This window comes from Prosthecobacter sp. (assembly GCF_044232965.1).
In the GTDB taxonomy this organism is placed as follows: Bacteria; Verrucomicrobiota; Verrucomicrobiia; order Verrucomicrobiales; family Verrucomicrobiaceae; genus Prosthecobacter.
Genome location: NZ_JBIIKX010000009.1, coordinates 25,264 through 49,343 on the forward strand (window position 1 = coordinate 25,264; position 24,080 = coordinate 49,343).

The 24,080-nt window shown below is 60.7% G+C and carries 20 protein-coding genes; 16 read left to right on the plus strand and 4 right to left on the minus strand.

The window, feature by feature from the left end; genetic code table 11:
- Positions 1-11: 11 nt before the first annotated feature.
- Entirely contained in the window at positions 12-1,499 is a 1,488-nt protein-coding gene (locus ACILSI_RS05915) for a protein kinase domain-containing protein (RefSeq protein ID WP_395720930.1), read from the plus strand.
- 6 nt (positions 1,500-1,505) lie between these two features.
- Here ACILSI_RS05915 and ACILSI_RS05920 read toward each other — a convergent pair whose 3' ends face one another.
- Positions 1,506-2,630: a sugar ABC transporter permease gene (locus tag ACILSI_RS05920; RefSeq protein ID WP_395720931.1), complete on the minus strand. Its 1,125-nt coding sequence runs from the start codon at positions 2,628-2,630 to the stop codon at positions 1,506-1,508.
- 6 nt (positions 2,631-2,636) lie between these two features.
- Positions 2,637-3,707, minus strand: coding sequence for a zinc ribbon domain-containing protein (locus tag ACILSI_RS05925; RefSeq protein ID WP_395720932.1), 1,071 nt, complete (start codon positions 3,705-3,707; stop codon positions 2,637-2,639).
- 126 nt (positions 3,708-3,833) lie between these two features.
- On the opposite strand from ACILSI_RS05925, the gene ACILSI_RS05930 reads away from it, so the two are divergent.
- From ACILSI_RS05930 to murI, 9 genes are all read left to right on the plus strand, one after another.
- Positions 3,834-5,156, plus strand: a complete 1,323-nt coding sequence (locus ACILSI_RS05930; RefSeq protein ID WP_395720933.1) for a Trx7/PDZ domain-containing (seleno)protein — start codon at positions 3,834-3,836, stop codon at positions 5,154-5,156.
- Positions 5,157-5,266: 110 nt separating this feature from the next.
- On the plus strand, positions 5,267-6,316 hold the full coding sequence (gene argC / locus ACILSI_RS05935) for an N-acetyl-gamma-glutamyl-phosphate reductase (RefSeq protein ID WP_395720934.1): 1,050 nt from the start codon (positions 5,267-5,269) through the stop codon (positions 6,314-6,316).
- Position 6,317: 1 nt separating this feature from the next.
- Positions 6,318-7,607 (plus strand): bifunctional glutamate N-acetyltransferase/amino-acid acetyltransferase ArgJ, encoded by a 1,290-nt coding sequence (argJ, locus tag ACILSI_RS05940; protein WP_395720935.1) that lies wholly within the window; start codon positions 6,318-6,320, stop codon positions 7,605-7,607.
- Between the two features lie 27 nt (positions 7,608-7,634).
- Positions 7,635-8,492 (plus strand): acetylglutamate kinase, encoded by an 858-nt coding sequence (argB, locus tag ACILSI_RS05945; RefSeq protein ID WP_395720936.1) that lies wholly within the window; start codon positions 7,635-7,637, stop codon positions 8,490-8,492.
- 42 nt (positions 8,493-8,534) lie between these two features.
- Positions 8,535-8,756: a hypothetical protein gene (locus ACILSI_RS05950; RefSeq protein WP_395720937.1), complete on the plus strand. Its 222-nt coding sequence runs from the start codon at positions 8,535-8,537 to the stop codon at positions 8,754-8,756.
- Positions 8,737-8,994, plus strand: a complete 258-nt coding sequence (locus ACILSI_RS05955) for a type II toxin-antitoxin system RelE/ParE family toxin (protein WP_395720938.1) — start codon at positions 8,737-8,739, stop codon at positions 8,992-8,994. The genes ACILSI_RS05950 and ACILSI_RS05955 overlap by 20 nt, the downstream gene beginning before the upstream one ends.
- Positions 8,995-9,020: 26 nt before the next feature.
- The gene (locus ACILSI_RS05960) at positions 9,021-10,268 is read left to right on the plus strand and encodes an aspartate aminotransferase family protein (protein WP_395720939.1); all 1,248 of its coding nucleotides are present in this window, start codon (positions 9,021-9,023) and stop codon (positions 10,266-10,268) included.
- 40 nt (positions 10,269-10,308) lie between these two features.
- Positions 10,309-11,208 (plus strand): ornithine carbamoyltransferase, encoded by a 900-nt coding sequence (gene argF / locus ACILSI_RS05965; RefSeq protein WP_395720940.1) that lies wholly within the window; start codon positions 10,309-10,311, stop codon positions 11,206-11,208.
- Positions 11,209-11,319: 111 nt separating this feature from the next.
- Complete coding sequence (murI, locus tag ACILSI_RS05970; RefSeq protein ID WP_395720941.1) at positions 11,320-12,132, plus strand: glutamate racemase; 813 nt, start codon at positions 11,320-11,322, stop codon at positions 12,130-12,132.
- Between the two features lie 18 nt (positions 12,133-12,150).
- Here murI and ACILSI_RS05975 read toward each other — a convergent pair whose 3' ends face one another.
- Positions 12,151-13,116, minus strand: a complete 966-nt coding sequence (locus ACILSI_RS05975; protein ID WP_395720942.1) for a GDSL-type esterase/lipase family protein — start codon at positions 13,114-13,116, stop codon at positions 12,151-12,153.
- A 58-nt stretch (positions 13,117-13,174) separates the two neighbouring features.
- Positions 13,175-15,025: a GDSL-type esterase/lipase family protein gene (locus ACILSI_RS05980; RefSeq protein WP_395720943.1), complete on the minus strand. Its 1,851-nt coding sequence runs from the start codon at positions 15,023-15,025 to the stop codon at positions 13,175-13,177.
- A gap of 100 nt (positions 15,026-15,125) precedes the next feature.
- Between ACILSI_RS05980 and ACILSI_RS05985 the strand changes: the two genes are divergently transcribed.
- From ACILSI_RS05985 to ACILSI_RS06010, 6 genes are read left to right on the plus strand one after another with little or no spacing between them, the layout of a single operon-like run.
- The gene (locus ACILSI_RS05985) at positions 15,126-18,275 is read left to right on the plus strand and encodes a PSD1 and planctomycete cytochrome C domain-containing protein (RefSeq protein WP_395720944.1); all 3,150 of its coding nucleotides are present in this window, start codon (positions 15,126-15,128) and stop codon (positions 18,273-18,275) included.
- 5 nt (positions 18,276-18,280) lie between these two features.
- Complete coding sequence (locus ACILSI_RS05990) at positions 18,281-19,696, plus strand: DUF1501 domain-containing protein (protein WP_395720945.1); 1,416 nt, start codon at positions 18,281-18,283, stop codon at positions 19,694-19,696.
- A 56-nt stretch (positions 19,697-19,752) separates the two neighbouring features.
- Positions 19,753-20,781, plus strand: coding sequence for an L-threonine 3-dehydrogenase (gene tdh, locus ACILSI_RS05995; protein WP_395720946.1), 1,029 nt, complete (start codon positions 19,753-19,755; stop codon positions 20,779-20,781).
- 5 nt (positions 20,782-20,786) lie between these two features.
- On the plus strand, positions 20,787-21,977 hold the full coding sequence (locus ACILSI_RS06000; protein ID WP_395720947.1) for a glycine C-acetyltransferase: 1,191 nt from the start codon (positions 20,787-20,789) through the stop codon (positions 21,975-21,977).
- 29 nt (positions 21,978-22,006) lie between these two features.
- Positions 22,007-23,491, plus strand: a complete 1,485-nt coding sequence (locus tag ACILSI_RS06005) for a basic secretory protein-like protein (protein WP_395720948.1) — start codon at positions 22,007-22,009, stop codon at positions 23,489-23,491.
- A gap of 2 nt (positions 23,492-23,493) precedes the next feature.
- Positions 23,494-24,075, plus strand: coding sequence for a MarC family protein (locus ACILSI_RS06010; RefSeq protein WP_395720949.1), 582 nt, complete (start codon positions 23,494-23,496; stop codon positions 24,073-24,075).
- Positions 24,076-24,080: the final 5 nt, after the last annotated feature.

Here is a 24,080-nt window from a genome sequence, read left to right on the forward strand (position 1 = left end):
ATCCTGTGCGCATGAGTAACGATTCCTCCCACCTCAGACCCGTCGGTCGCTGGCAGTCGCCTTTGACCGAGGAAATGCAGGCTTGGTTGCCGCAGTATCGGTTTGAGGCGTTGCTCGGCTGCGGTGGCATGGGGGCGGTGTATCAGGCGGCGCAGATCACGCCGGAGCGCCCGGTGGCGGTCAGGGTGCTGCTGGCGGATCGACTGGACGACGCGAATGAACTGGACGCGTTCAAGCAGCAGGTGCTCGCGCTCTCGGAGTTGGAACATCCAGGCATTGTGAAAGTCTTGGATGCGGGTGTTCTTGAGCATGAGAACAGCAAGGACGGCCACAGGCTGTTTTACCTCGTCATGGAGTACCTGGACGGGACGGATCTGGCGCGGTTGCTCATCACGCTGGGCCGACTGACAGAGGCACAGGCGCTGACGATCACCGCGCATGTGTGCGACGCGCTGGCCTGCGCGCACCAGCAGGGCTTCGCGCATGGTGATCTCAGGCCCTCGAACCTTTTGATCAACCTGTCAGGCGTGGTGAAAGTGGCAGGCTTTGGGCTGGCACGCCTGGTGGACAGCACCCAGGCGATGGCGGACCTCCAGGCCGATCTCCATGCGGTCGGCGTGATGTTGTACGAGATGCTCACGGGCGAGGTTCCGCGCGGCAGCTTTCGCATGCCGAGCGTGTTGTCCGGCACTGATCCGCGTTTCGACGCGATCATCTCCAAGGCGATGGAGACAGACCTCGAGCAGGGTTATCCGACGGTGTCCGACTTTCGGCGCGATCTTGACGCGATTTTGCCCACGCCGCCCATTCAAACCGGCGGCGAGGCGCTCGCGGCGGTGCCGCCATCGCTGCTGCTGACGCTGGATGACCCTGGAGCCACGAGTTCTCCTTCGGCGCGGAAATCGAAGGGACTGCTGGTTTACAGCCTCGCCACTGTCGCCGCGCTGACTGCCTTGGTGGTCGTGCTGTCCGGCGGATCTCAAGAGCAGGAAGTCACCACGCCCGCAGCGCTGATTGCTGAGGCAGTGCCGGAAACGCTGCCTCCGCCCGCGGCCACACCAGTTCCCGTGATCGTCGAGAAGCCATCACCTCCAATCGCTGACATTGCCAGTCCTGCTGCCGCGCTCGTTTTCGGCGGCCATCGCTACCAGTTGGTGGAAGAAAAATTGAAATGGGTCGAGGCGCGGAAGAAAGCCAAGGACATGGGCGGTTATCTGGCCGCGATCACAACTCCGCAGGAGTGGGAATGGCTGCGCCGGACGCTGACGGTGGGCGCGACCGGCCACAAGGGCCATGTGTTCCTCGGCGGCGTCAAAGTGCGTCGTGAATGGTCCTGGGTCACGGGTGAAACCTTTGATTGGAAGTTCGCGGGAGGTCAGGAGGTGAAGGGCAAGGGCCAGGCTCTTTGCTTCCACACCGTGCGGCAAGAACTGGGCGTCGCACCTCAGGCGGGCCAGCCTATGCCTTTCCTCGTCGAATGGGATGCTGCCAAGCCCTGACGGGTGTCATTGCCTGCGGCTCAGCCGCATGTCCATCCACACGGCGAGGATCAGCACGACACCACGAGCGATGAATTTGCGCTCTGGCGGCACGGACATAAGCGTCATGCCGTTGAGCAGGCAGGCGATGATCAATGCGCCGAGCAGCACGCCCAAAACGGTGCCGCGGCCGCCGCGCAGACTCACGCCGCCGATCACACAGGCGGCCACGGCGTCGAGTTCCATCAAATCGCCGACCGTGGTTGTGGAGGAACCCGCATACGCGGTTTGCATGAAGCCGGTGATGGCCACGATGGCCCCCATGCCGCTGTAAGCCGCGATCACTGTGCGTTTCATCGGCACACCGGAGACAAACGCGGCCTCGGTGTTCCCGCCGATGGCATACAAATGCCGTCCGAGGCTCGTGTGCTGCGTGACGGCATACACAATCATCGTCACACCGCCGAGAATGAGTGAGGGCAGGGGAATGCCGCGAAACTGGCCGGTAACGAGCACAAAAAGCGCGATGGCCTGTGCCGTGATGAACAACCGCAGGAAGGCCATCTCTTTGCTGTCCACGGCAAAGCCGTTCTCCAGGCGGCGCTTGCGGGCGCTGATGGTGGTAAAGATCAACGCCGCGACAAGAATGGCGGCCAGCAGCCAGCCGAATCGTTGCGGCAGGTAGTAAGTGGTGAGCAGTGAGTAGAGATTGCTCTGACCACCGGGAGCCACGGGAACGGTGGCGTTGTCGATGACGAGCCAGAACAGCCCTTTGAAAATTAAGAGCGCTCCAAGCGTGACGATGAAGGACGGCATGCGCTCGCGCACGATGAACGCGCCCATCGCCATCCAGATCAGTACGCCGCACAACAATCCCAAGCCGAGCGCGGCGGGCGCAGGCAGTTGATGATGAAACACCAGCACGCTGGCGATGCCGCCCAGCAAACCCACGCCGCTGCCAGCGGACAAATCAATGTGCCCCGGCAGCAGGATGAGCAGCATGCCCATCGCCAGCGTCGCAGTGATGGAGAGCTCCGTCGCCAACATCGACAAATTGCGCGCCCCGAGGAACGCCGGCTCGTTGATCGCGAAAAACACGACAATCGCGAGCAGCGCGATGGCGATGGGTAGTTCTCGGAATTTGAAGTTCACAACGGCTCAGTTCTGAAACGAAAGGATGATGCCCAGGATGATCAAACCGATCACAATCGCGATGGTGATCTTCACCCAGCTCAGCGGATACTCGCCGGTGATCTTGCCGGTGGCCCCGTTCACGGCCACTTGGTAATTCTTGGTGCCGTAGGTGTAAGTCAACAGCCAGACCGGCAGCAGCACATGCTTGAAGGTCTGGGCGCTGTAGTCGGGGGAGATTTTCAGATTGCGGCTCGTGTCTCCAGGAATTTGTGCGGTGCATTGATCCCTCAACTGGCCATCCATGCGGCCGCGTGAATCCTGCGCCGCGTTGATGAGATCAATCTGATACTGCTCCACGACCCAGCCGGAGAGATAGCCGGGGTCATACGGCAGCAGATCGGTCGTGGTCGGGAAGGGTTGCAGTTTTTCGAGCAGGTTCGGATGCACACCCTTCGACGCGGGCACGAGCACGTCGTCGAAGTCGGTGCTGACATGGCCGGAGGCGTATTCCCAGCGCGTGTGGCGCGTGCGCTCGCCCTTGCTGTTGGTCGTGTAGTAATAGTAACCGGCCTCCGCCTCCCACGGGCACTCGGCGTGCGCGTCGAAGGTCCAGTAAGGCAGGTAGAGGCCGTGCAGCGTGTCGGTGAGCGCTTTCTGGCCCAGTTTGTTCGGCGCCCAGAAGTGGCTGCCATACCAGCGGCGGATGTCCTCGCGCACCTGGCTTTGCGCGATCTTGAAGGGAAGCTGGCTGCCGGGCCGGATCGGCGCGCCCACATCATCCACCGCCAGCATCGCAGGCGAGCCGCAGAAATCGCAGTTCTGCGCCACGCGCTTTTCATCGAAGACCGAAATCGCATGGCAGCTCTGGCACTTCACCGTCTTGCGTACCGCCGCCCAGCCGCGTTGATCATCGGGAATGGCCCGCAGCATGGCGACGAGGTCGTTTTCTTCCACCAGCGTGCCATCGCTTTTAAGTTCGGCGGGCGACTCGGTGCCGCAGTAAGGGCAGACCAGCGCGTGTTTCGACGGCGTCCACACGGCCTCCGCGCCGCAGGCAGGACAGGCAAACTTGGAGATGGCAGTTACTTCGGGCATGAATGCTGGGCTTGGGTGAGCTGGCCGCGATTAACCGAATGAAACGGCCTTCTGTCCATTCCAAAAACCGCACGGCAAATTTTCCTGGCTTGCCAACGGGGCGACGACCTTGGCAGAATTTAAAGCATGAAGCCCAAATCACTCGTTCCGGCCCTCTGGCTGACTTTTGCCACGCTCCCTCATGCTGAAACCGTCAAAGACCGCGAAGGCGCGGTGCGCGGCGAGAAGGCGAAGATGGAAAACGACACGCGCTGGAACTGGAATGACATCGACAGCGGTTTCCGTCTTGCCAAGACCACCGGCAAGCCGCTGCTCGTTGTGCTGCGCTGCGTGCCCTGCATGTCCTGTGCCGGGATCGACGCCAGCGTGCTCCAGGAGCCGGAACTCGTGCCGCTGCTGGACCAATTTGTCTGCGTCCGCGTCATCAACGCCAACGCGCTCGACCTCGCCAAGTTCCAGTTTGATTACGATCTCTCGTTTTCGGCGATCATGTTCAACGGCGATGGCACGATCTACGGCCGCTACGGCTCCTGGCTGCATCAAAAAGATCCGCTGAACAAAACCACCGCCAGCTTCAAGAAGGCGCTCGATGCCGTGCTGGCCATCCACCAAGGCTATCCGGCCAACAAAACCACGCTCACCGGCAAGCAGGGCGGTCCCGTGCCCTACCAGAAGCCCGTCGAGTTTCCCACGCTCGCCGCCAAGTATCCCAGCAAACTCGACTGGGACGGCAAGGTCATGCAGAGCTGCGTCCACTGCCACATGGTCGGAGACGCCTTCCGCGCGCACTACCGCGCCCAAAGCCAGCCCATGCCGGTGGAATGGATCTATCCGCAGCCGTCCATCGAGACGCTCGGCATCACGCTGGCCACGGATGACATCGCCAAAGTCGAGGCGGTGACCGCTGGGTCGTCCGGAGAGACCGCAGGCGTCAAAGCCGGTGACGTTTTCATTTTACTCAACCACCAACCGCTCGTCTCCATCGCCGACGTGAGCTGGATTTTGCACCGTGCGCCTGACTCAGGCTCGATTCCGGCCACGATTCAGCGCGATGGCAAAGAAACCGCCCTCACGCTCGAACTGCCCGCTGGCTGGCGCTTGAAGGCAGACATCGGCAAACGTGCTGGCACTTGGCCCATGCGAGCCATGGCCTTCGGCGGCATGAAGATGGATGACATCCCCGATGAAGAACGCGCCGGCCTCGGACTCGACAAAGAACAGATGGCCCTGCGCATCTTCCATGTCGGCCAGTACGGCCCGCATGCCGCCGCCAAGAAGGAGGGATTCCAGAAAGACGACATCCTCGTGCAGATCGGCGATCTGAAACAGCGCATCACCGAGAGCGCCATCATCGGCCATCTGCTTCAGCAGCATCGCCCCGGTGAAAAACTCGTCGCCATCGTCCAGCGCGGCGGTAAGCGTGTCGAATTGAAGCTGCCGCAGCAGTAAGGCGGAAGATCGGGCGGCCACGGCATGCGGCCTGCTTTTCTAGCAGGCTGAAATGACCTTTTTCAGGGTTGCACGGTTCGCGCGACATCCCATACTCCGCCCCCCGCAATATGTCCGCCCAAGTCAAAGTCGCCGTCGTAGGAGCCAGTGGTTATTCAGGAGCCGAACTCCTGCGCCTGCTGCTGCGCCATCCAAACGCAGAACTCGTGGCGGTGACTTCGCGTTCGCTCGTAGGTAAAGCACTCTCCAAAGAGTTTCCGCGCTTCCGGGGCGTCGGTGTCGCCGATTCACTGACCTTCACCGCCCCTGACGCGGCCGCACTGAAAGCCGCAGGCGCTGAGATCGCGTTTCTTGCGGTGCCGCACGGAGTTGCCTCTGAATACGCGAAGCCCTTGCTCGAACTCGGCTTGAAGGTCATCGACCTGAGCGCCGACTTCCGCCTGCGCAGCGCCGCGTTGTATGAAGAATTTTACGGTCATGCGCATCCCGCGCCTGAACTGCTCGATGAAGCCGTTTATGCGCTGCCCGAGGTGCGTGCGGAGCAGATCAAGTCCGCGCGGCTCATCGCCTGCCCGGGTTGTTATCCCACCAGCATCCTGCTGCCGCTCATTCCATTGCTCAAAGCGGACCTGCTGGCCGATTCGCCACTTTCCGTCGCCAGCATGAGCGGCGCGAGTGGCGCTGGGCGTAAAGAGAGCATCCCGCTCTTGTTCTGCGAGGTGCAAAACAGCGTGCGCAGCTACAGCGTTCCGCTGCATCGGCATTTGAGCGAGATCGGACAAGAACTCGCGCTTGCCGCCGGTCGTGAGGTGAAGCTCTCCTTTGTGCCGCATCTCATGCCGACGCATTCCGGCATCTGCACGACGACGTTTGCTCAGCTCAAGCCCGGCTCGACCATCGAGCAGGTTGGTGATGTTTTGCATGCGGCCTATGACAAGCAGCCCTTCGTGCGTTTGCTCGGGGTGAACCAGTCTCCCGACACCAAGAACGTCACCGGCACGAATTTCGTCGATGTCGGCTGGTCCTATGACGCACGGGCGGGACAACTCATTTTGATGAGCACGGAAGACAACATCGGCAAAGGCGCTTCAGGCCAGGCCGTGCAAAACATGAACCTCATCTGCGGTTTTGAAGCCACCGCAGGCCTCATGAACATCTGATATGCCCCTCAAGCACGACGACGATCCCTGCAAAGGCCGGACCCCGTTCAAAGTCATCGACGGCGGTGTCACCGCCGCGAAAGGCTTTCGCGCCTCCGCCGTGACCTGCGGCATCAAAAATCCCGAGGCCACGCGCCTCGACCTCGCGCTCATCGTTTCCGACACGCCGACTGTGACTGACGCGGTCTTCACGACGAACAAAGTCCGCGCCGCCTGTGTCCGCGTCTGCCAGCAGCACATCAAGGAAAGCGATACGCGCGCTATCATCGCCAACAGCGGCAATGCGAACGCCTGCACCGGCGTTCAGGGCATTCATGATGCGAAAGCGATGACCAAGGCGGTCGCCGAAGAACTGGGTGTGAAAATGCGCCAGGTGCTCGTCTGCTCCACCGGCATCATCGGCATGCCGCTGCCCATCGAGCGCATCACTCCGAAAGTGACCGACGCTGTCGCCAAACTGCACGATCAGGGCTCCGAGGAGGCCATGCGCGCGATCATGACGAGCGACACGCAGCCTAAGACCTTCGCGGTCGAGGTGCCCTGCGGCAAAGGCAGCTTCCGCATCGGCGGCATCGCCAAAGGCGCGGGCATGATCTGCCCAAACATGGCCACCATGCTTTGCTTCATCACCACCGACGCCAAGATCGGCAAGGACGAACTGCACCGAAGCATGCGCTACGCCGTGGAAAAGTCCTTCAACTGCATCACCATCGACGGCGACACCAGCACGAACGACACCGTCATCGTGATGAGCAACGGCCAGTCCGACGTGCCGACGATCCGCAAGAACTCGCCCGAGGCCGAACTGTTTCGCTGCGCGCTGCACAAGGTGATGCTCGAACTCGCCAAGATGATCGTCTGCGACGGCGAGCGCGTGACCAAGTTTGTCGAAATCCGCGTCCGCAACGCCCGCACACTGGCCGACGCCCGCAAGGTGGCCGAGACCGTCGCGAAATCACTTCTCGTGAAGTGTAGCTTCCACGGTTGTGACCCGAACTGGGGCCGCATCATCCACGCCGTCGGTTATTCCGGCGCAAGAATCCGTGAGGAACTCATCGACATCTACTTCGGCGGCTTGCTGGCCTGCAAAGGTGGCCTCGCCAACCACACGCCTGTCACCGAATTGGAGAAGATCGTCAAGGAGCCGAAGTTCACTGTCACCATCGACCTCAATCTTGGCACCAGCGGCTACACCGTCTATACCAGCGACCTCTCTGAGGAGTATGTCGATTTCAACAGCGCCGAATACTCCGCCGCCATCCACGCGAAACGCCAGAAGGGCTTCGCCTGATCGGCGCGCGTATTTCTTTTCACCTCGATGAATCCCCTCGACGTCCAAATCACCAAATCCGCCGTACTTCTCGAAGCCCTGCCTTACATGCAGAGCTTCCGAGGCTGCACGTTTTTGATCAAGGTCGGCGGCAGCGCCATGGAAGACCCCGTGCAGGTCGATTCCTTCCTGCGTGACGTCGTCTTCCTCGAAGCCGTGGGCATCAACCCTGTCATTGTCCACGGTGGCGGCAAGGCGATCTCCAAGGCGATGACCGAGTCCGGCCTCCAGGCCAAGTTCATCAACGGCATGCGCGTCACCGACGACGAGACGATCAAGATCGTCGAGGAAACACTCGCCCGCGTGATCAACCCTGAGATCGTGACCAAGATCAATGCCTTTGGCGGCAAGGCAGTCGGCATTCCCGGCACCGAAGTGTTCCTGGGTGAGAAAATGAAGGGTGACCTCGGCTGGGTCGGCGAAGTGAACGACTGCAAGCTCGGTTTGATCCAGGCCGCCGTGGCCGGAGAGTTCGTGCCCGTTGTCTCTCCCGTCGCCCGCGAACTCGCCAGCGGCAAAACGCTCAACGTGAACGCCGATCTCGCCGCCTGTGGCCTCGCCAAGCGACTTAAGGCCACCAAGCTCATCTTCCTCAGCGATGTGCGTGGCGTGATGCGTGATCCGAAAGATGACTCAACGCTTATCCCGAGCCTTGATGAAGCCTCCATCACCAAACTGAAGGCCGAAGGCATCATCAGCGGCGGTATGATCCCGAAAGTGGACTCCTCTCTCGACTCGCTGCGCGGTGGCGTGGGCAAAGTCCACCTCATCGACGGTCGCCTGCCGCATGCGCTGATCCTTGAAATCTTCACCGACGGCGGCATCGGCACGGAAATCCACCTTTAAAAGCCGGGTTGCCGTTTCATCTGCGGGTATTATTCTCCAGCCATGAGTACCGTCGCCAAAGAAAAGCTTGCTGACATCGTCACCCTCTCGCCCGAAGAGATGCGCGAGATCATGCTCGGGATTCACGAGGCTCTTGAAGAGATCGAGGACATTGAAGATGTGAAACGTATCCGTGGCGAGATCGAGCGCGGGGAAACGGACGTCGTGCCTCTGGAGGAAGTCATGAAGGAGCTGGGGATTACCGATGCCGACCTACAAGACTAGTCTCTCCCGTTCGGCGCGGAAAGAATTCGACCAGTTGGATCGGGCACTTCAAACCCGGATCATCAAGAAGCTCAAGGTGCTTGAGTCAGATCCGCGTGGTGCGGATGCGATCAAGATGAGCGGCAATGATTCCTGGCGCGTGCGCGTGGGCGACTACCGCATCATTTACGACATCCTAGACTCGCAACTCATCGTCATGGTTATCAAAATCGGTCACCGCCGCGAAGTTTACCGCTAACCATCACTCCACGACACTAAACCTCCATGTCCGCTCCTCACCCTGAAACCCAATGGCTCTCCCAATACGTCCTGCCAAACTACGGCCGTTACGACGTGTGGCCGGTGCGTGGTGAAGGTCCGTATGTTTGGGATCGCGATGGGAAGAAGTATCTCGACTTCGCTGGCGGCGTGGCCGTGTGCCCGCTTGGTCATTGCCCGCCGCCGGTGGTGAAAGCGCTCACGGAGCAGGCGAACACGCTCATCCATGTCTCAAACTGGTATTGCATCGACAAACAGGCCGAACTCGCGCGCATTTTGGTCGAGGAATGCGTGCAGATCCCCGGCAAGTGCTTCTTCTGCAACAGCGGCGCGGAAGCGAATGAAGGACTGCTCAAACTGGCGCGGAAATACGGCCAGCAGACTGGCGGACGCTACGAGATCATCACCTTCACCGGCTCGTTTCATGGCCGCACGTTCGGCGCGATGACCGCCACGGCGCAGGAGAAGATCCATGGCGGCTTTGGTCCGCTGCCACCCGGATTCGTCTATGTGCCGTTTAATGATTTGCAGGCTCTCGAAGCCGCAATCACGGACAAAACCGTCGCGATTCTCGTGGAGCCGGTTCAGGGCGAAAGCGGTGTGCATGCCGTCACCGCCGAGTTTTTGCGCGGAGCACAGCGTTTGTGCCGCGAGAAAGACCTGCTGCTGCTGTTGGATGAAGTGCAGGTCGGTTTCGGCCGCGCCGGTGAGATGGCCGGCTGGCGCAGCATCATTCCTGGCGATGAAATTCAGCCCGATGGCATCAGTTGGGCCAAGGCGATCGGCAGCGGCTTCCCGCTCGGCTCGTTCTGGGTCAATGATCGTCGCGATCTGAGCAAGGTGCTCGGCCCCGGCACGCATGGCACGACCTACGGTGGCTCTCCGCTCGCCTGCGCTGTCGGCATCGCCACGCTGCGCACGATCTTGGATGAAAAACTCTGCGACAACGCCAAAACACGCGGCGCTGCCATCGCGGCCGCAGGGCGTGCTTGGAATCAGCCGCTGATCAAAGAGGTTCGCCAACTCGGCCTCTTCATCGGCTGGGAACTCAACGCCGAGGCCTTCAAAGCCAAAGCCGGTGACAAACCCGCCTCCATCTTCCTCGCGCAAAAGCTCCTCGACGCCGGCATGATGGTCACACCGGCCGGTCCGAACGTTGTCCGCTGGCTCTCGCCGCTGAACATCACGGCCCAGCACGCGGAGGAAGGACTGTCCATCTTCAAAGGCGTGCTGGATTCCATCGCCGCGTCTTGACCTTCTTGACCAATCCTTGACCCTTTTGACAAGCCCGCCCATGAAACACCTCCTTTCCATCGAAGAACTCAGCCAGGAACAGATCGAAAAGATCGTCGATCTCGCGTGCGTGCTGAAAAAGGACCGTAAATCGTCGCCGCAGGTGCTCACCGGGCAGCAGTGGGCGCTGATTTTCACCAAGTCGTCCACGCGCACCCGCGTGAGCTTTGAGGTGGGCATTCGCGAACTCGGCGGTCAGGTCATGTTCCTTTCCGGGGCCGACATCCAGCTTGGCCGTGGCGAGCCGATCAAGGACACGGCGCGCGTCATGGGCCGCATGATTCATGGCGCGGTCATCCGCACCTTCGCGCAGCAGGATGTGGTCGATTTCGCCAAGTTCAGCGGCATCCCCACGATCAACGCGCTCACCGACGACGAGCATCCCTGCCAGATCCTGGCCGACTTGCAGACGATCAAAGAGCGGCTCGGCGGCTGGGCGGGCAAACGCGTCTGTTTCCTTGGCGATGGCGACTGCAACGTGGCCCGTTCATGGATTTGGGCCAGCGCCCGGCTCGGCTTTGAACTCATCATTGGCGCTCCAAAGGCCTTTCAGCCGCAGGAGAGCTTCATGCGCCATGTGCCATCCGGCAGCATCCGTGTCGTCGATGATCCTGCCGAGGCGGTGAAAGGCTGCGATGTGCTCTACACCGACGTGTGGGTCAGCATGGGCAAGGAAGCCGAAAGCGCCGACCGCATCGAGACCCTGAAGCCCTGGCAGATCAACGACGCGCTCCTGAAGCACGCCAAGGCCGGCGCCATCGTCATGCACTGCCTCCCCGCCTATCGCGGCAAGGAAATCACGGAGGAAGTCATGGAAGCGAATGCCGACGTGATCTTCGACCAAGCCGAGAACCGCCTGCACGCGCAGAAGGCGGTGATCGTGGAGCTCACGAGAAAATGACGAATGCAGAATGCGGAAAGACGAATTCTGATTTCGTCATTGATTCGTCATTCGTCATTCGTCATTCGTCATTCGTCATTCGTCATTCGTCATTCGTCATTCGTCATTCCTATGAGCCCCCCCGTCACCGCAAACAGTCCCCTCGGCGTTTTTGACTCCGGCGTGGGCGGGTTAACCGTGGTGCGGGCGTTGCGCGACCTGCTGCCGAACGAGTCCATCATCTATCTTGGAGACACGGCCCGCGTGCCGTATGGCTCAAAGTCGCCGGACACGATCCGGCGCTTCTCGATGGAGGACACGCAGTTTCTCGTGTCGAATGGTGTCAAAGCGGTGGTGGTGGCGTGCAACACCGCCACGGCGCATGCGCTGCCCGTTTTGCAGGCCACGTTCCGCGTGCCGGTGATCGGTGTGCTCGGCCCTGGGGTCGAGGCGACGCTTGCGGAGCCGAATTGCGAGCGCGTGGGCATCATCGGCACAGCGGGCACCATTCGGAGCCATGCGTATCAGCATGAGATCGCCATGAGGCGGCCGGACATCATGATTGAGGCGCGGGCGACGCCGCTGCTCGTTCCGTTTGTCGAGGAGGGCTGGATTGATCATCCGGCGCTCAAATCCGTGCTGCGCGAGTATTTGAAACCGCTGCTCGACAAGGGTATCGACACGCTCGTGCTCGGCTGCACGCACTATCCGCTGCTCATTCCCGTGCTGAAACGCATGCTTGGCCAGAAAGTGCGCTTGGTGGACTCTGCCAGCACCTGCGCCGCTCATGTGAAAGCGAAGCTGGAGCAGGACGGGCTGCTGCGGACGATCAAGTCGAAGCCCTCGCTGGAGATTTACCTTACCGACCACTCCGAGCAGGCTGAGAATCTCGCCAAGCGTTTCCTCGGCACGGACTTCGGCAAGGTGAAGAAGGCGGTGGTTTGAAGCGACAAATGCCGAGCCTCAAGGCCTGCGCGTCTGCGCCAGCGCCTCGGCCTTAAGCTTCTGAATGACCTCATCACCCTGGGCGATGAGCGGGTCGAACATCGGAATTTCCTTCGCATTCTGGCCCTGCTCGTGTTTGCGGAAGCCGAAAAGGTAGGTCTCGTTGTGCGGGCGCCAGCGATTGAAGAACAGCGTGTCCTTGGCGATGACGGCGCGGCGCAGGTTTTCCAGCGCGGGGGAGGGCGCGTCAGGCATTTTCAGGCCGAGGCCCTCGATCAGCTTGGCGCTGAGTTTTTCGTAGCCTTCACGCGTGTAATGCACGCCGTTTTCGGTGAGCGGCTTCGCGGTGTTGCCCGGCTTGGGCAGGCCGCCCATGAGCTCAAACCAATCGACGAAGAACGCGTTTTGCATGCCGGCGAACTTGCGCAGCGCGTCGCGCAGGCTGGAGAGGTTCTTGTTTTCCATGCTGAGCTCCGGCAGCGGCGGCGGGAGGTTTTCCAACGGTGGAGGCGTGGCGATGATGACACGCACGCCGGGCGACTTGGCGCGGATCATTTCAATGAGACTGCGGTAGCCGCTCAAGAAGTCCGGCAGGCCGCCGAGGCGCTCGAAGGCCAGCTCGGAGCCGTAGCACAGGATCACGACCGTAGGTTTCAGCATTTCCAGGTGGGTGGCCATGCGTTGCAGCCCCTCCTCCGGCGGCCCGAAATACGAACGCGCATGGCCAAACACGGTGTCCCCGCTCCACGCGAGGTTCCGCACGCTGACTTTCGTTTCTCCCAACGCCATAGCCAGCCGTGGCTCGAATGAGCCGTAGCGCTGCTCACGCTCCAGCACCGTGTTGCCGATGAGAACCAGCCGGTCACCGTCCTGGAACTCAAAGGACGCCGGCTGCGGCGGAGCGACCGATGTCTCAGATGTCTGGGAAGATGCAATGGAGGCGCAGGCGAGCGCCAGAAGGCCGGCGAGGAGATTCAAATTCATGCGGATTGTATTGGAGCGGAAAGCAGCGGGATTGTCCAGCGGGCAAACGCGGTCCAGGTCACTCCCCCATCAGCTTCTTCACCGTCGGCTCGATGGCCTCGGCCCAGATGCGGTAGCCTTTTTCGTTGGGGTGCAGGAAGTCGGGCATGATATCCTTCGTGATCAGGCCCTCGGGAGTGAGAAATTTCGCGCCGATGTCGAGGAAGGTGACATTTTGCTCACCATCGAGCTGGGCCAGGAGTTGATTGATCACCGCGATCTTTTCACGCTGCGGGTTTGGCTTCTCCCCACGAGGAAAGATGCCGAGCAGGAGGATTTTCGACTGCGGGAGGCGCTGGTTCAGCTCGGAGACGATGGCGATGATCCCCTGCGCGATGTCGGCCGCCGAGCCGTCCCCGGTGTTGTTCGTGCCGATCATCATGACGACGAGCTTCGGCGCGATGCCGTCGATCGCGCCGTGCTGGAGCCGCCAGAGCACGTTCTCGGTCTTGTCCCAGCCAAAACCGAGATTTCCGGCCTTTCGCGGCGCGTAGAATTCGTCCCAGGTGTTTTTGCCGCGCAGTGCGTAGCCGTCGAACTGCTCACCGCCGAAGAAATGGGTGATGGAGTCGCCGATGAAGAGAATCTGCGGCTTCGCACGCTTCACGGCGGCGCTGGTGAGCTCGTGGCGCTTCCGCCAGTCGTAGCTGGGCCAGCTCCGATCCTGCGTGACGGGCACGACGGTGCTCGGCAGCGGCTGATGGCCCGGCAACGGCTCGTAAACCATCGTCGCGATCTCGCTCATGCGTTTGCGATCCTTGGAAAATGAACGCGCCTTCACCGTGCCCCCGCTGGCGAGCGCGATTGGCGCGAGATACGGATTGGATTTCGCCACCGGATCAGTGCCGTCGAGCGTGTAGAGCACGTTTTCACCTTCCAAGGTCACGCTGCCTTTGGGATGACGTAAGATCACCGGCTTTGGCGGCGGCATGGCATTCAGTGCCTCCACTCCCGCCGCGACATGCAGGGTTTGGATCTCCGCGTCGCTCAAAGCACGATTAAAAACAGCGAGGCCGCCGAACTTGCCAATGGTCGCCTCACCGGTCATCGAACCGACGGCCATGCGGGCACCGACGGTGAAATCGGACGGCGCGATCTTTGTCTTCGCGTGCAGAGCCGGGTCATACTTGAAGATGCCGCGGCCGTGGTAGTAGGGGTTCATGCCGCGATCTTTGCCTTCGGGGCCTTCTTTGGTGAAATACGGGTCGTTGCGCTTGTCTTTGACGGCATCGAGCTGCCGCTCGTCGAGCCCGCCGTTGATGTAGGCGCGGAGGTATTTGGCATCGTAGGTGAAGGCGAGCGTACACCACTCCTCCTCCGGCACTTCGCGTTTCGTGGCGGCGTAATCAGCGCACCACGGGAACTTTGTGCCGTCGGCGCGCATCGTCACACCGCCCTCGCTGCTGATGTGCGGCACGAGCTGGCGGCTGCCGCCGTAGGTTGGCATATTCATGAGCAGCGCGTATTGCCGCGTGCCGGTGTCGTCGTTCGCGCCTTTCCCCTCGCTCCACATGCCGGCGATGGTGCGGCTCTTTTTGAGATCCACGATGCGTACGACGGCAAACATCGAGACCTGCGCGTCCTTGCCGTTGATGTTCAAATCGCCCGTCTCGCTGTGCTTGATCTCGAAATACTGGCTGCCATTCAAATCAGCAGCGTAACCGGAGAACGGACCGCCGGTGCTGCGTTTGATCGGGCCGTTCACCTCGCTGAGCGGATGTTTTTCCTTCGTGCCCTGCGAGACGCGTTTTTGCCCGGGCTCCTCGCCAAACGTCCAGAAGCCGACAAGTCCGGGTGTTTTTTCGATGACGGTGGCGTCTCCGGCGAAAACCGATGACAGCGTGAGAGCGGCAAAAAGGAGCGGGCGCATGAGGAAATCAGGATGGCAGACGCTCCAAGGCTTGGGAAGTCAGTTTTTGGACAGCAAAGAGTTCTTATTCTGGCGGCGTAATGTCTCGGTCGCCTTGCCCATGAAGAATGCCACTCCCAATCCACTTCCGCGTGTTTTCCTGACACGAGGAATTCTTGCGCTCGCTTGGCTGGCACCTCCTGCGCTGGCAGTGGATTATGAGAAGGAGATCAAGCCGTTGCTCAAAGAGCGCTGCTACGCCTGCCACGGTGCTTTGAAGCAGAAGGCTGATCTGCGGCTCGACACCGCCACCGCGATGCGCAAGGGCGGCGATGGTGGAGACATCCTCGCAGGCGATCATTCACTCTTGCTCGAACGCGTCACCACCACCGACAAGGATGATCGCATGCCGCCTGAAGGTGAGGGCTCGATGCTCAACACCGAGCAGGTCGCCAAACTCAAAGCCTGGCTCGCGGCTGGAGCGCCCGCAATTGCGAATGAAGAGCCCGAGGCCGATCCGCGCGCGCATTGGGCCTACCAATTGCCAAAGTCGTCCGGCAAGTCGGTCGATGCGCTGCTCGCAGCACGTCTCGCCTCGAAGAATCTCAAACCGCAACCCGAAGCCACGCCGGAGATCTGGCTCCGCCGCGTGTATCTCGATCTCATCGGCCTGCCGCCGTCGCAGGAACAGATTGCGGCGTTTTTGAAGGACACGTCGATGCCTGCACGGCAGCGTGTGGTGGATCATCTGCTTGGCACGCCGCAATACGGCGAACGCTGGGCCCGCCACTTCATGGACATCTGGCGCTACTGCGACTGGTATGGCCTCGGCGCTCAGCTCCGTCATTCGCAGAAGCACATCTGGCACTGGCGCGACTGGATCGTTGAGTCGCTGAACGCCGACAAAGGCTACGACCAGATGATCGTGCAGATGCTCGCCGCCGATGAACTCGCGCCCGAGGACCGCGACAACCTGCGCGCCACTGGCTTCCTCGCGCGAAGCTACTATCTCTTCAACCGCACCACTTGGCTCGACGAAACCATCGAGCACACCTGCCGCGCCTTCCTCGGCCTGACGATGCAGTGCGTGAAGTGCCACGACCACAAATACGATCCCATCGAGCAGGGCGACTATTATCGCATGCGCGCCATCTTCGAGCCGCTGCATGTGCGCCTCGATCCGTGGCAAGGCGAGACAGACCTCGAAAAAAATGGCCTGCCGCGTGTCTTCGACCTCCACCTCGACAAACCAACCTTCCGCCATGTGCGCGGGGATGAGAAGAACGAGGACAAATCCAGGCCGCTGACGCCCGGCATTCCGCAAGTGCTGGAGTTCGCTTCTTTCCAACCGGCATCCGTCAAACTGCCGCCAGCCTCCGCCAAACCGGCGCTGCTGCCGTTTGTCCTCGAAGATCAGCTTCGTGCGGCTGAGCGCGACATCACCGCCGCGCAGAAGGCGCTAGATCAAGCACGGCAGGCGCTCGCCAAATCACCTCAGCCTGCTGCGAAGTCGGTGACAACGCCCAAGGTGCTCATCAGCGATGACTTCACCGCCGCGAAGCCCGAGCAATGGGAGATCCTCAAAGGAGACTGGAAGCATTCAGCCACAGGTGTGCGCCAGCATGAAACCGGAGCCGCGCGCCGCGCGCTGCGCCTAAAGATCTCACCACCATCCGACTTCGAGGCCAGTTTGAGCTTCACCATTCGCGGCGGGCAGAAATGGAAATCCGTCGGCATCGCCTTCGACAACGCGGATGGTGACGATGTGATGGTTTACATGAGCGCCGTCAGCGGCGGATCGAAGATTCAGGTGGCGGTCGCCAACGACGGCAAGTCCAGCTATCCCGCCGCAGGCACCGTGGCTCGAACCATCTCGCAGGACGTGCGCTACACGCTCGATCTGCGTGTGCGCGGCCAGCTCATCAACGCCAGCATCAATGGCGAGCCGGTGCTGGCGTATCGTTTGCCGCAGAACCGCCGCGAAGGCAGTCTCGCGCTCACCGCCTTCGATGCCGATGTCGAGTTTCACAGTTTCAAGCTCGCGGAACTGGCTGCCGATGCCGTTTTGCGCGAGCCTGCCGCTGACAAGTCAGTGCCGCTCGCGGATGCGAAAGCTGCCGTCGCTCTGGCTGAAAAACAATTCGCTGCCGCCAAGGCCAAGCCCGCGATGATTCGCGCCGTTTTCGCCGCGGATAAGGACAAACAGGACAAATCACTCGCCCAGGCCGCTGCTGCCGCCGAGGCAAATTACAAACTGGCACAGGCCGAGGTCGATCTTGTCAAAGCGGAGGCCGACCCGAAGGCCAAGGACGCTGAGAAGAAGATCAAAGCCACCCGCGAAGCACTGGAGAAGGCCAAGAAGAAAGCTGCGGCACCCGGCGAGGCTTACACGTCCTTGCCCGCGAGCTTGAAAGCGCAGGAAGGCCCGGAGGAAAGCACCAACGCGACCGTGCAGACCTATCCCGACACCAGCACGGGCCGCAGACTCGCCTTCGCCAAATGGATCGCCGACAAGCGCAATCCGCTCACCGCTCGCGTGATGGTGAACCAAGTATGGATGCGGCACTTCGGCGCGCCGCTCGTGGCGAACATGGATGACTTCGGTCGCCGCTCGCTGGCGCCGCTGCATCAGGACATCCTCGACACGCTCACGGTCGATTTCATGAACAGCGGCTGGAGCATGAAGCATCTGCATCGCGCCATGGTGCTGTCCGAATTGTATCGCCGCAGTTCCTCGAATGCTGAGGCCGATGCCGCCACCGTGGCTGCTGATCCTGACAACGTGAACTACTGGCGCATGAATCCGCGGCGCATGGAAAGCCAGGTCGTGCGCGACAGCCTGCTGCATCTCGCCGGGAAGCTCGATCTCACGCTCGGCGGTCCCAGCCTTGATCCCGCATCATCTGAGACCAGCCCACGCCGCTCGCTCTACTTTGTGCAGAACGCCGATACCGAGCACCGCTTCCTCGCCGTCTTCGACAACAGCAATGTCCTCGAATGCTATCGCCGCAACGAAAGCGTCGTGCCGCAGCAGGCGCTCGCGCTCACGAACAGCAAGCTCAGCCGCGAATGCGCCGACGCCTTGGCCGCAAAGCTCGGCAAGCTCGATGCGGAGCCTTTTGTGACGCAATCCTTTCTCGCCGTGCTCGGTCGTCCGCCCTCGGAAGCAGAGCGGCTGGCGAGTTTGGAGGGCTTCGCGGCGTTGAAACAGAACCGCAGCCTGTTTTTGCAGGCGCTCATCAATCACAACGACTTCGTCACCCTACGATGAACTTTATGCATCAGCCGACACCTTTCCTCCGCCGCGACATCCTCGGCGGTCTCGGCAGCATCGCGGTCGCGTCCATGCTGAAGGCCGAGGAAGGCTGGCAGCCGCCGAGCGGGCTGCCGGTGATCCCACAAAAAGCGAAGCGCGTGATCTGGCTGTTCATGCGCGGCGGGGTGAGCCACATGGAGAGCTTTGATCCGAAGCCAATGCTCACGAAGTATGCGGGCAAGTCGATCAGCGACACTCCCTACAAGTCCGTGATGGATCCGGAGAAGCTCAAAAAGGTGCGCGTGGTCGTGGTGAACGATGCGAACGGCAAGCAGCGCACGACGATTTACCCGCTGCAAGTCGGCCGCAAAAAGTACGGCCAGTGCGGCATCGAAATCAGCGACTGGTTCCCGCACATCGGTTCCTGCGCCGATGAGATCGCCTTCATCCGCAGCATGTGGACCACGGATGACAACCACGGCGCGCAGGTGCAGTTCCACAGCGGCCGCCACATGCTGGAGCCGCGCGTGCCGACGCTCGGCGCATGGGTGACGTATGGTCTTGGCTCGATGACGGACAATCTGCCTTCGTTCATCAACATGGGGCCGCGCTATTTTGATATTCGAGACGGGCACTATCTCGGCCCGGCCTATGACGCGGTGAACATCAAGGTCGATCCGAAGAATCCGCTCACCTTTGCCGCACCTGAGATCGCCGTCGGCAAAACCGAGCAAGCGGTGCAGTTCGACCTCATCCACAAGCTCAACACACTCAACGCCGAGCAGTATCCCGGCGACAAGACGCTCGCCGCTCGCATGAAGAGCTACCAGCTCGCCTTTAACATGCAGACCGCTGTTCCCGAGACGATGAATCTCGACACGGAGAGCGACGAGACCAAGAAGCTCTATGGTCTCGATGACAAGGTGACCGAGCCATTCGCGCGACAACTCATCGTCGCTCGCCGTCTCGCCGAACGCGGCGTGCGCTTCATCCAGCTTCAGCATGGCGATGGCGCTGCAGGTGCTTGGGATTCGCATTCTGGTTTGAAGAAGAACCACTCCATGCTTGCGCAGCAGGTGGACAAGCCGATCTCCGGCCTGCTCAAAGACCTCAAGCAGCGCGGCATGCTCGACGACACGCTCGTCGTCTTCGCCACTGAGTTCGGCCGCACACCGGGATCACAAGGCAGCGATGGCCGCGATCATCATCCGTATGGCTTCAGTATCTGGATGGCCGGCGGCGGCGTCAAAGGCGGCACCATCCACGGCAGAACCGATGAACTCGGCTTCCATGCCGTCGAGCATCCGCATTACGTCACCGACGTGCATGCCACGATCCTGCACTTGCTCGGCCTTGATCCTCATCAGTTGGAAATTCCTGGCCGCAAGCGTCTGGAGCGTGATTTTGGGCATGTGATCGGCCAAGTGCTGGCCTGAGCCAAAAAATCCGGTTGCCGATTTATTGGATTCATGTCCAATATACCGCCATAACCATGAAAGCACTCGTCAAAGCACGCTCGGAGCGCGGACTCTGGCTCCAGGATGTCCCGGAGCCGCAGGTCGGCATCAATGATGTCCTCATCAAGGTTCGAAAAACCGGCATCTGCGGGACCGACCTGCACATCTACAAGTGGGATGCCTGGGCGCAGAAAACGATCCCCGTGCCGATGGTCGTCGGGCATGAGTTCGTGGGTGAGGTCGTCGCCGTCGGCAGCAACGTGAATGACTTCCATCCCGGCGAAATCGTCAGCGCCGAAGGCCACGTCGTCTGCGGGCGATGCCGCAACTGCCTCGCTGGACGACGCCACCTTTGCAAAGACACCGTCGGCATCGGCGTGAACCGCACCGGTGCCTTCGCCGAATACATCAGCGTGCCGATGACAAACGTCTGGCATCACCGCGAAGGTGTGGACGAGGAAGTCGCGAGCATTTTCGACCCGTTTGGCAACGCCGTGCATACCGCGCTCGCTTTTGAATGCATGGGTGAAGACGTTCTCATCACCGGTGCAGGTCCGATTGGCATCATGGCGATTCCAGTGGTGAAGCATGCGGGCGCGCGTCATGTCATCATCACCGATGTGAACGAGTATCGCCTCGATCTCGCGCGGAAAATGGGCGCGACGGTTGCTCTCAATGTCAAAACCGGCACCATCGCCGACGTGCAAAAGCAGCTCGGCATGAAGGAAGGCTTCGATGTCGGCCTCGAGATGAGCGGCAACGCCGCCGCCTTCCGCGAAATGATCGACAACATGTGCCACGGCGGCAAGATCGCGATGCTCGGCATCCCCAGCGAGAGCATCGCCATCGACTGGAACAAGGTCATCTTCAACATGCTCACCATCCACGGCATCTACGGCCGCGAGATGTACGAGACCTGGTATCAGATGAGCGTGATGCTGGAAAGTGGCGTGAACATCAAACCCGTCATCACCCACCGCTTCCACTACACCGAGTTCGAACAAGGCTTCGCCGCCATGGAAAGCGGCAACTGCGGCAAGGTCGTGCTGGATTGGACAAATTGAATGCCATGAACTCCGCCTTTCAAACTCATCTCATCGCGCAACTCGACGCCATTCGCGCCGCAGGCACTTACAAGCGCGAGCGCGTGCTCTCGACGCCGCAGGGCACGCTCGTGCGTGCGAATGGCGGCGCGGCGGTGCTGAACATGTGCGCGAACAACTACCTCGGCCTCGCCCAGCATCCGAAGGTGCGCCAGGCGGCGCATGAGGCGCTGGAACAGTGGGGATATGGACTGGCGAGCGTGCGCTTCATCTGCGGCACGCAGAGCGTGCATAAGGAGCTGGAGGCCAGTCTGAGTGACTTTCTCGGCACGGAAGACACGATCCTCTACGGTTCCTGCTTTGACGCGAACGGCGGCCTGTTTGAAACCATCCTTGGCCACGAGGATGCGATCATCAGCGACGAGCTCAACCATGCGTCGATCATCGACGGTGTGCGCCTGTGCAAAGCGCAGCGCTATCGCTACAAAAACTGCGACATGGCCGACCTGGAGGCGCAATTGATCGCCGCTGATGCCATAGGCGCTCGTTTCAAGCTCATCGCCACCGATGGCGTGTTCTCGATGGACGGCTTTATCGCCCCGCTGAAGGCGATTTGTGATCTGGCGGACAAACACGGTGCTTTGGTGATGGTGGATGACTCCCACGCCGTCGGCTTCATGGGCAAGACGGGGCGCGGCACGCATGAACATTGTGATGTCATGGGCCGCATCGACATCCTGACTGGAACGCTCGGCAAAGCTCTCGGCGGTGCCAGCGGCGGCTACACGAGCGGCAAGAAAGAGATCGTTGAGCTGCTGCGGCAGCGTTCCCGGCCTTACTTGTTCTCGAACACGCTTTGTCCTTCGATTGCCGGTGCTTCCATCGCCGCGCTGAACCTGCTCAAGCGGTCCACCAAGCTGCGCGACACCCTGGGGGAGAACACCCGCTTCTTCCGCGCCGAAATGACCGTCGCTGGCTTCAATATCGTGCCCGGAGAGCATCCCATCGTGCCGGTGATGCTAGGAGATGCAGCTTTGGCGTCGAAGTTCGCCGATGCGATGCTGGAGCGCGGTGTCTATGTCATCGGCTTCAGCTTCCCTGTCGTACCGCAGGGCAAAGCCCGCATTCGTACGCAGATCAGCGCCGCGCACACGCGGGAGGACCTGGAGAAGGCGGTGAAAGCGTTTACAGAAGTGAAACAACAACTCGGCATTTAACCTTGAAAACAACCCTGACATTCCTTGCATTGCTCCTCTCATCAGGCTTTGCCGAAGATCTCTGCAAACAACCTTCCCCTGAGGAAATGGCGAAGGCTGCGGGAGTCACGTTGCCGCCATCGCCGTGGCATGTGGCGAATGTTTGGTGGGACTTTGAGAAACCGGTGGATCATTTCGCTTCGCTAGAGGTCGATGTGACGATCGACCGGGATGTGCCGAGCGATTACAATCTCTACATCTCGCCCTGCGGCATCGCGAAGATTAATGGCCTGCAATTCTACGGGGGCATCCAGACCAACATCAACGGCTGGGCCACGAAGGAGAGCCGCGAGCGGGTGCATCGCGGCAAGGGTGGCATTTTCTCACGCTGGTCGAGTGACAAGACGACGCCCATTGGCCTCGATCATGTGCGAACAGCGGCAGCAGACTGCATCCTCGAAAGCGCAGGTTACGAAGGTGAGTTCGCCAGCGTGCGCAGGCCATTTGCGTGGACTAAGGGCACCTACACTTGGTGCATCACGAAAGGTGCGAAGGAAGGTGATAGCACCTGGTTCACCTGCACGATCCGCGATGCGAAGGGCGCGGTGCATGAGGTTGGCGGTTTGCGCTTTGAGGGCAGCGATTTCACCTTCTGGGAGAAGCACTCCGCCTTCGTCGAAGTGTATAGCACGTCGAAGATTCCGAGGTCGGGCATTCCCAAGGTGAATGTGACGTTTGGCTGGCCTCGACTGAACGGCGCGAAGGTGGCGCTCAAAAAGGCGCACGCTTATTATCCCGACAATGGCGGCCCGGATTCGCCGGATTGCGCTTGGGTGAAAGCCGATGGTGAAAACTGCGTGGTTGAGGTCGGCCCGATCTTCAAACGAGATGAAGCGAAGCGACGTCATGATCTCGTGCTGGTCGCGAAAACGCGCACGGTGTCGAAAATCGCTTCAATAAAAGCCGTAGCATTGGTGGACACGAATGACGCAGCGGATTTGAAGGAGTGGGGCGGCAAGGCAGGCACGCTGTGCGTGGAGTGGTTTCCGAAAATCGCCGCGCTGTTGCCTTCGGAAGGCTTCACATCGCCGAAGGAGGTCACGCTGTACTTTGATCCGGCGATGAAAGGCGTGGCGCATGCCGCCAATTGCAAGATCACGATCTCGGCGGCCTTTGTGCGTTCGCATCCCGATGACTGCGGCATGGTGGTGCATGAGTTGACGCATGTGGTGCAAGCGTATCCAGCAGGTGGTCCAGGATGGCTCGTAGAGGGCATCGCGGACTGGGTGCGCATCGTTCATTTCGAGCCGCAGGCACCGAGGCCGAAGCTGACGCGACTGGCGAGCTACAAGGATGCCTACAAGACGACGGCGATCTTTCTCGAATGGTGCGAGAAGCAACATGGAGCGGGCTTGGTGGTGAAACTGAACGCGGCGTTGCGTGCGGGGAAGTATCGCGATGAGATGTGGAAGGAGATCACCGGAAAGATGGTGGGTGATTTGTGGGCTGATTTCTCGAAAACCTTGTCGAACTGAGCGTGGACACACTTTCCGCCACTTTGCTGCTGCTGACGATCATGGATCCGCTGGGAAACGTGGCGACGTTTGTGTCCGCGTTGCGACCAGTGCCGGCGGAGAAGCGGCTGCAGGTGATTGCACGAGAGCTGGTGGTTGCGCTGGTGATTCTGGTGGCATTCTTGTTTGCCGGGCCGTGGCTGCTGGGCCTGCTGCATTTGAAGCAGGAGGCGCTGTTCATCAGCGGGGGCATCGTGCTGTTTCTGATCGCGCTGAAGATGATCTTCCCACCGTCGAGGCGTGACGAAGAGCCGATGAGCGAGCCGTTCATCGTGCCGCTGGCCACGCCGATGGTTGCCGGGCCGTCAGTGCTGGCGACGCTGCTGGTGCTGGTGAGCACACAGCCGGAGATGCTGTGGAGGTGGTTCGCGGCGCTGATGATCGCATGGGCAATCACTGCGGCTGTCTTGTTGTGCTCGCCTGCCATCGCACGGGTGTTGAGGGAGAAAGGGGCCATGGCGGTGGAGCGACTCATGGGCATGCTACTGGTCATGGTGGCCGTGCAGATGTTCCTGAACGGCATCGAGCATTATTTGAACCATTAAACCCA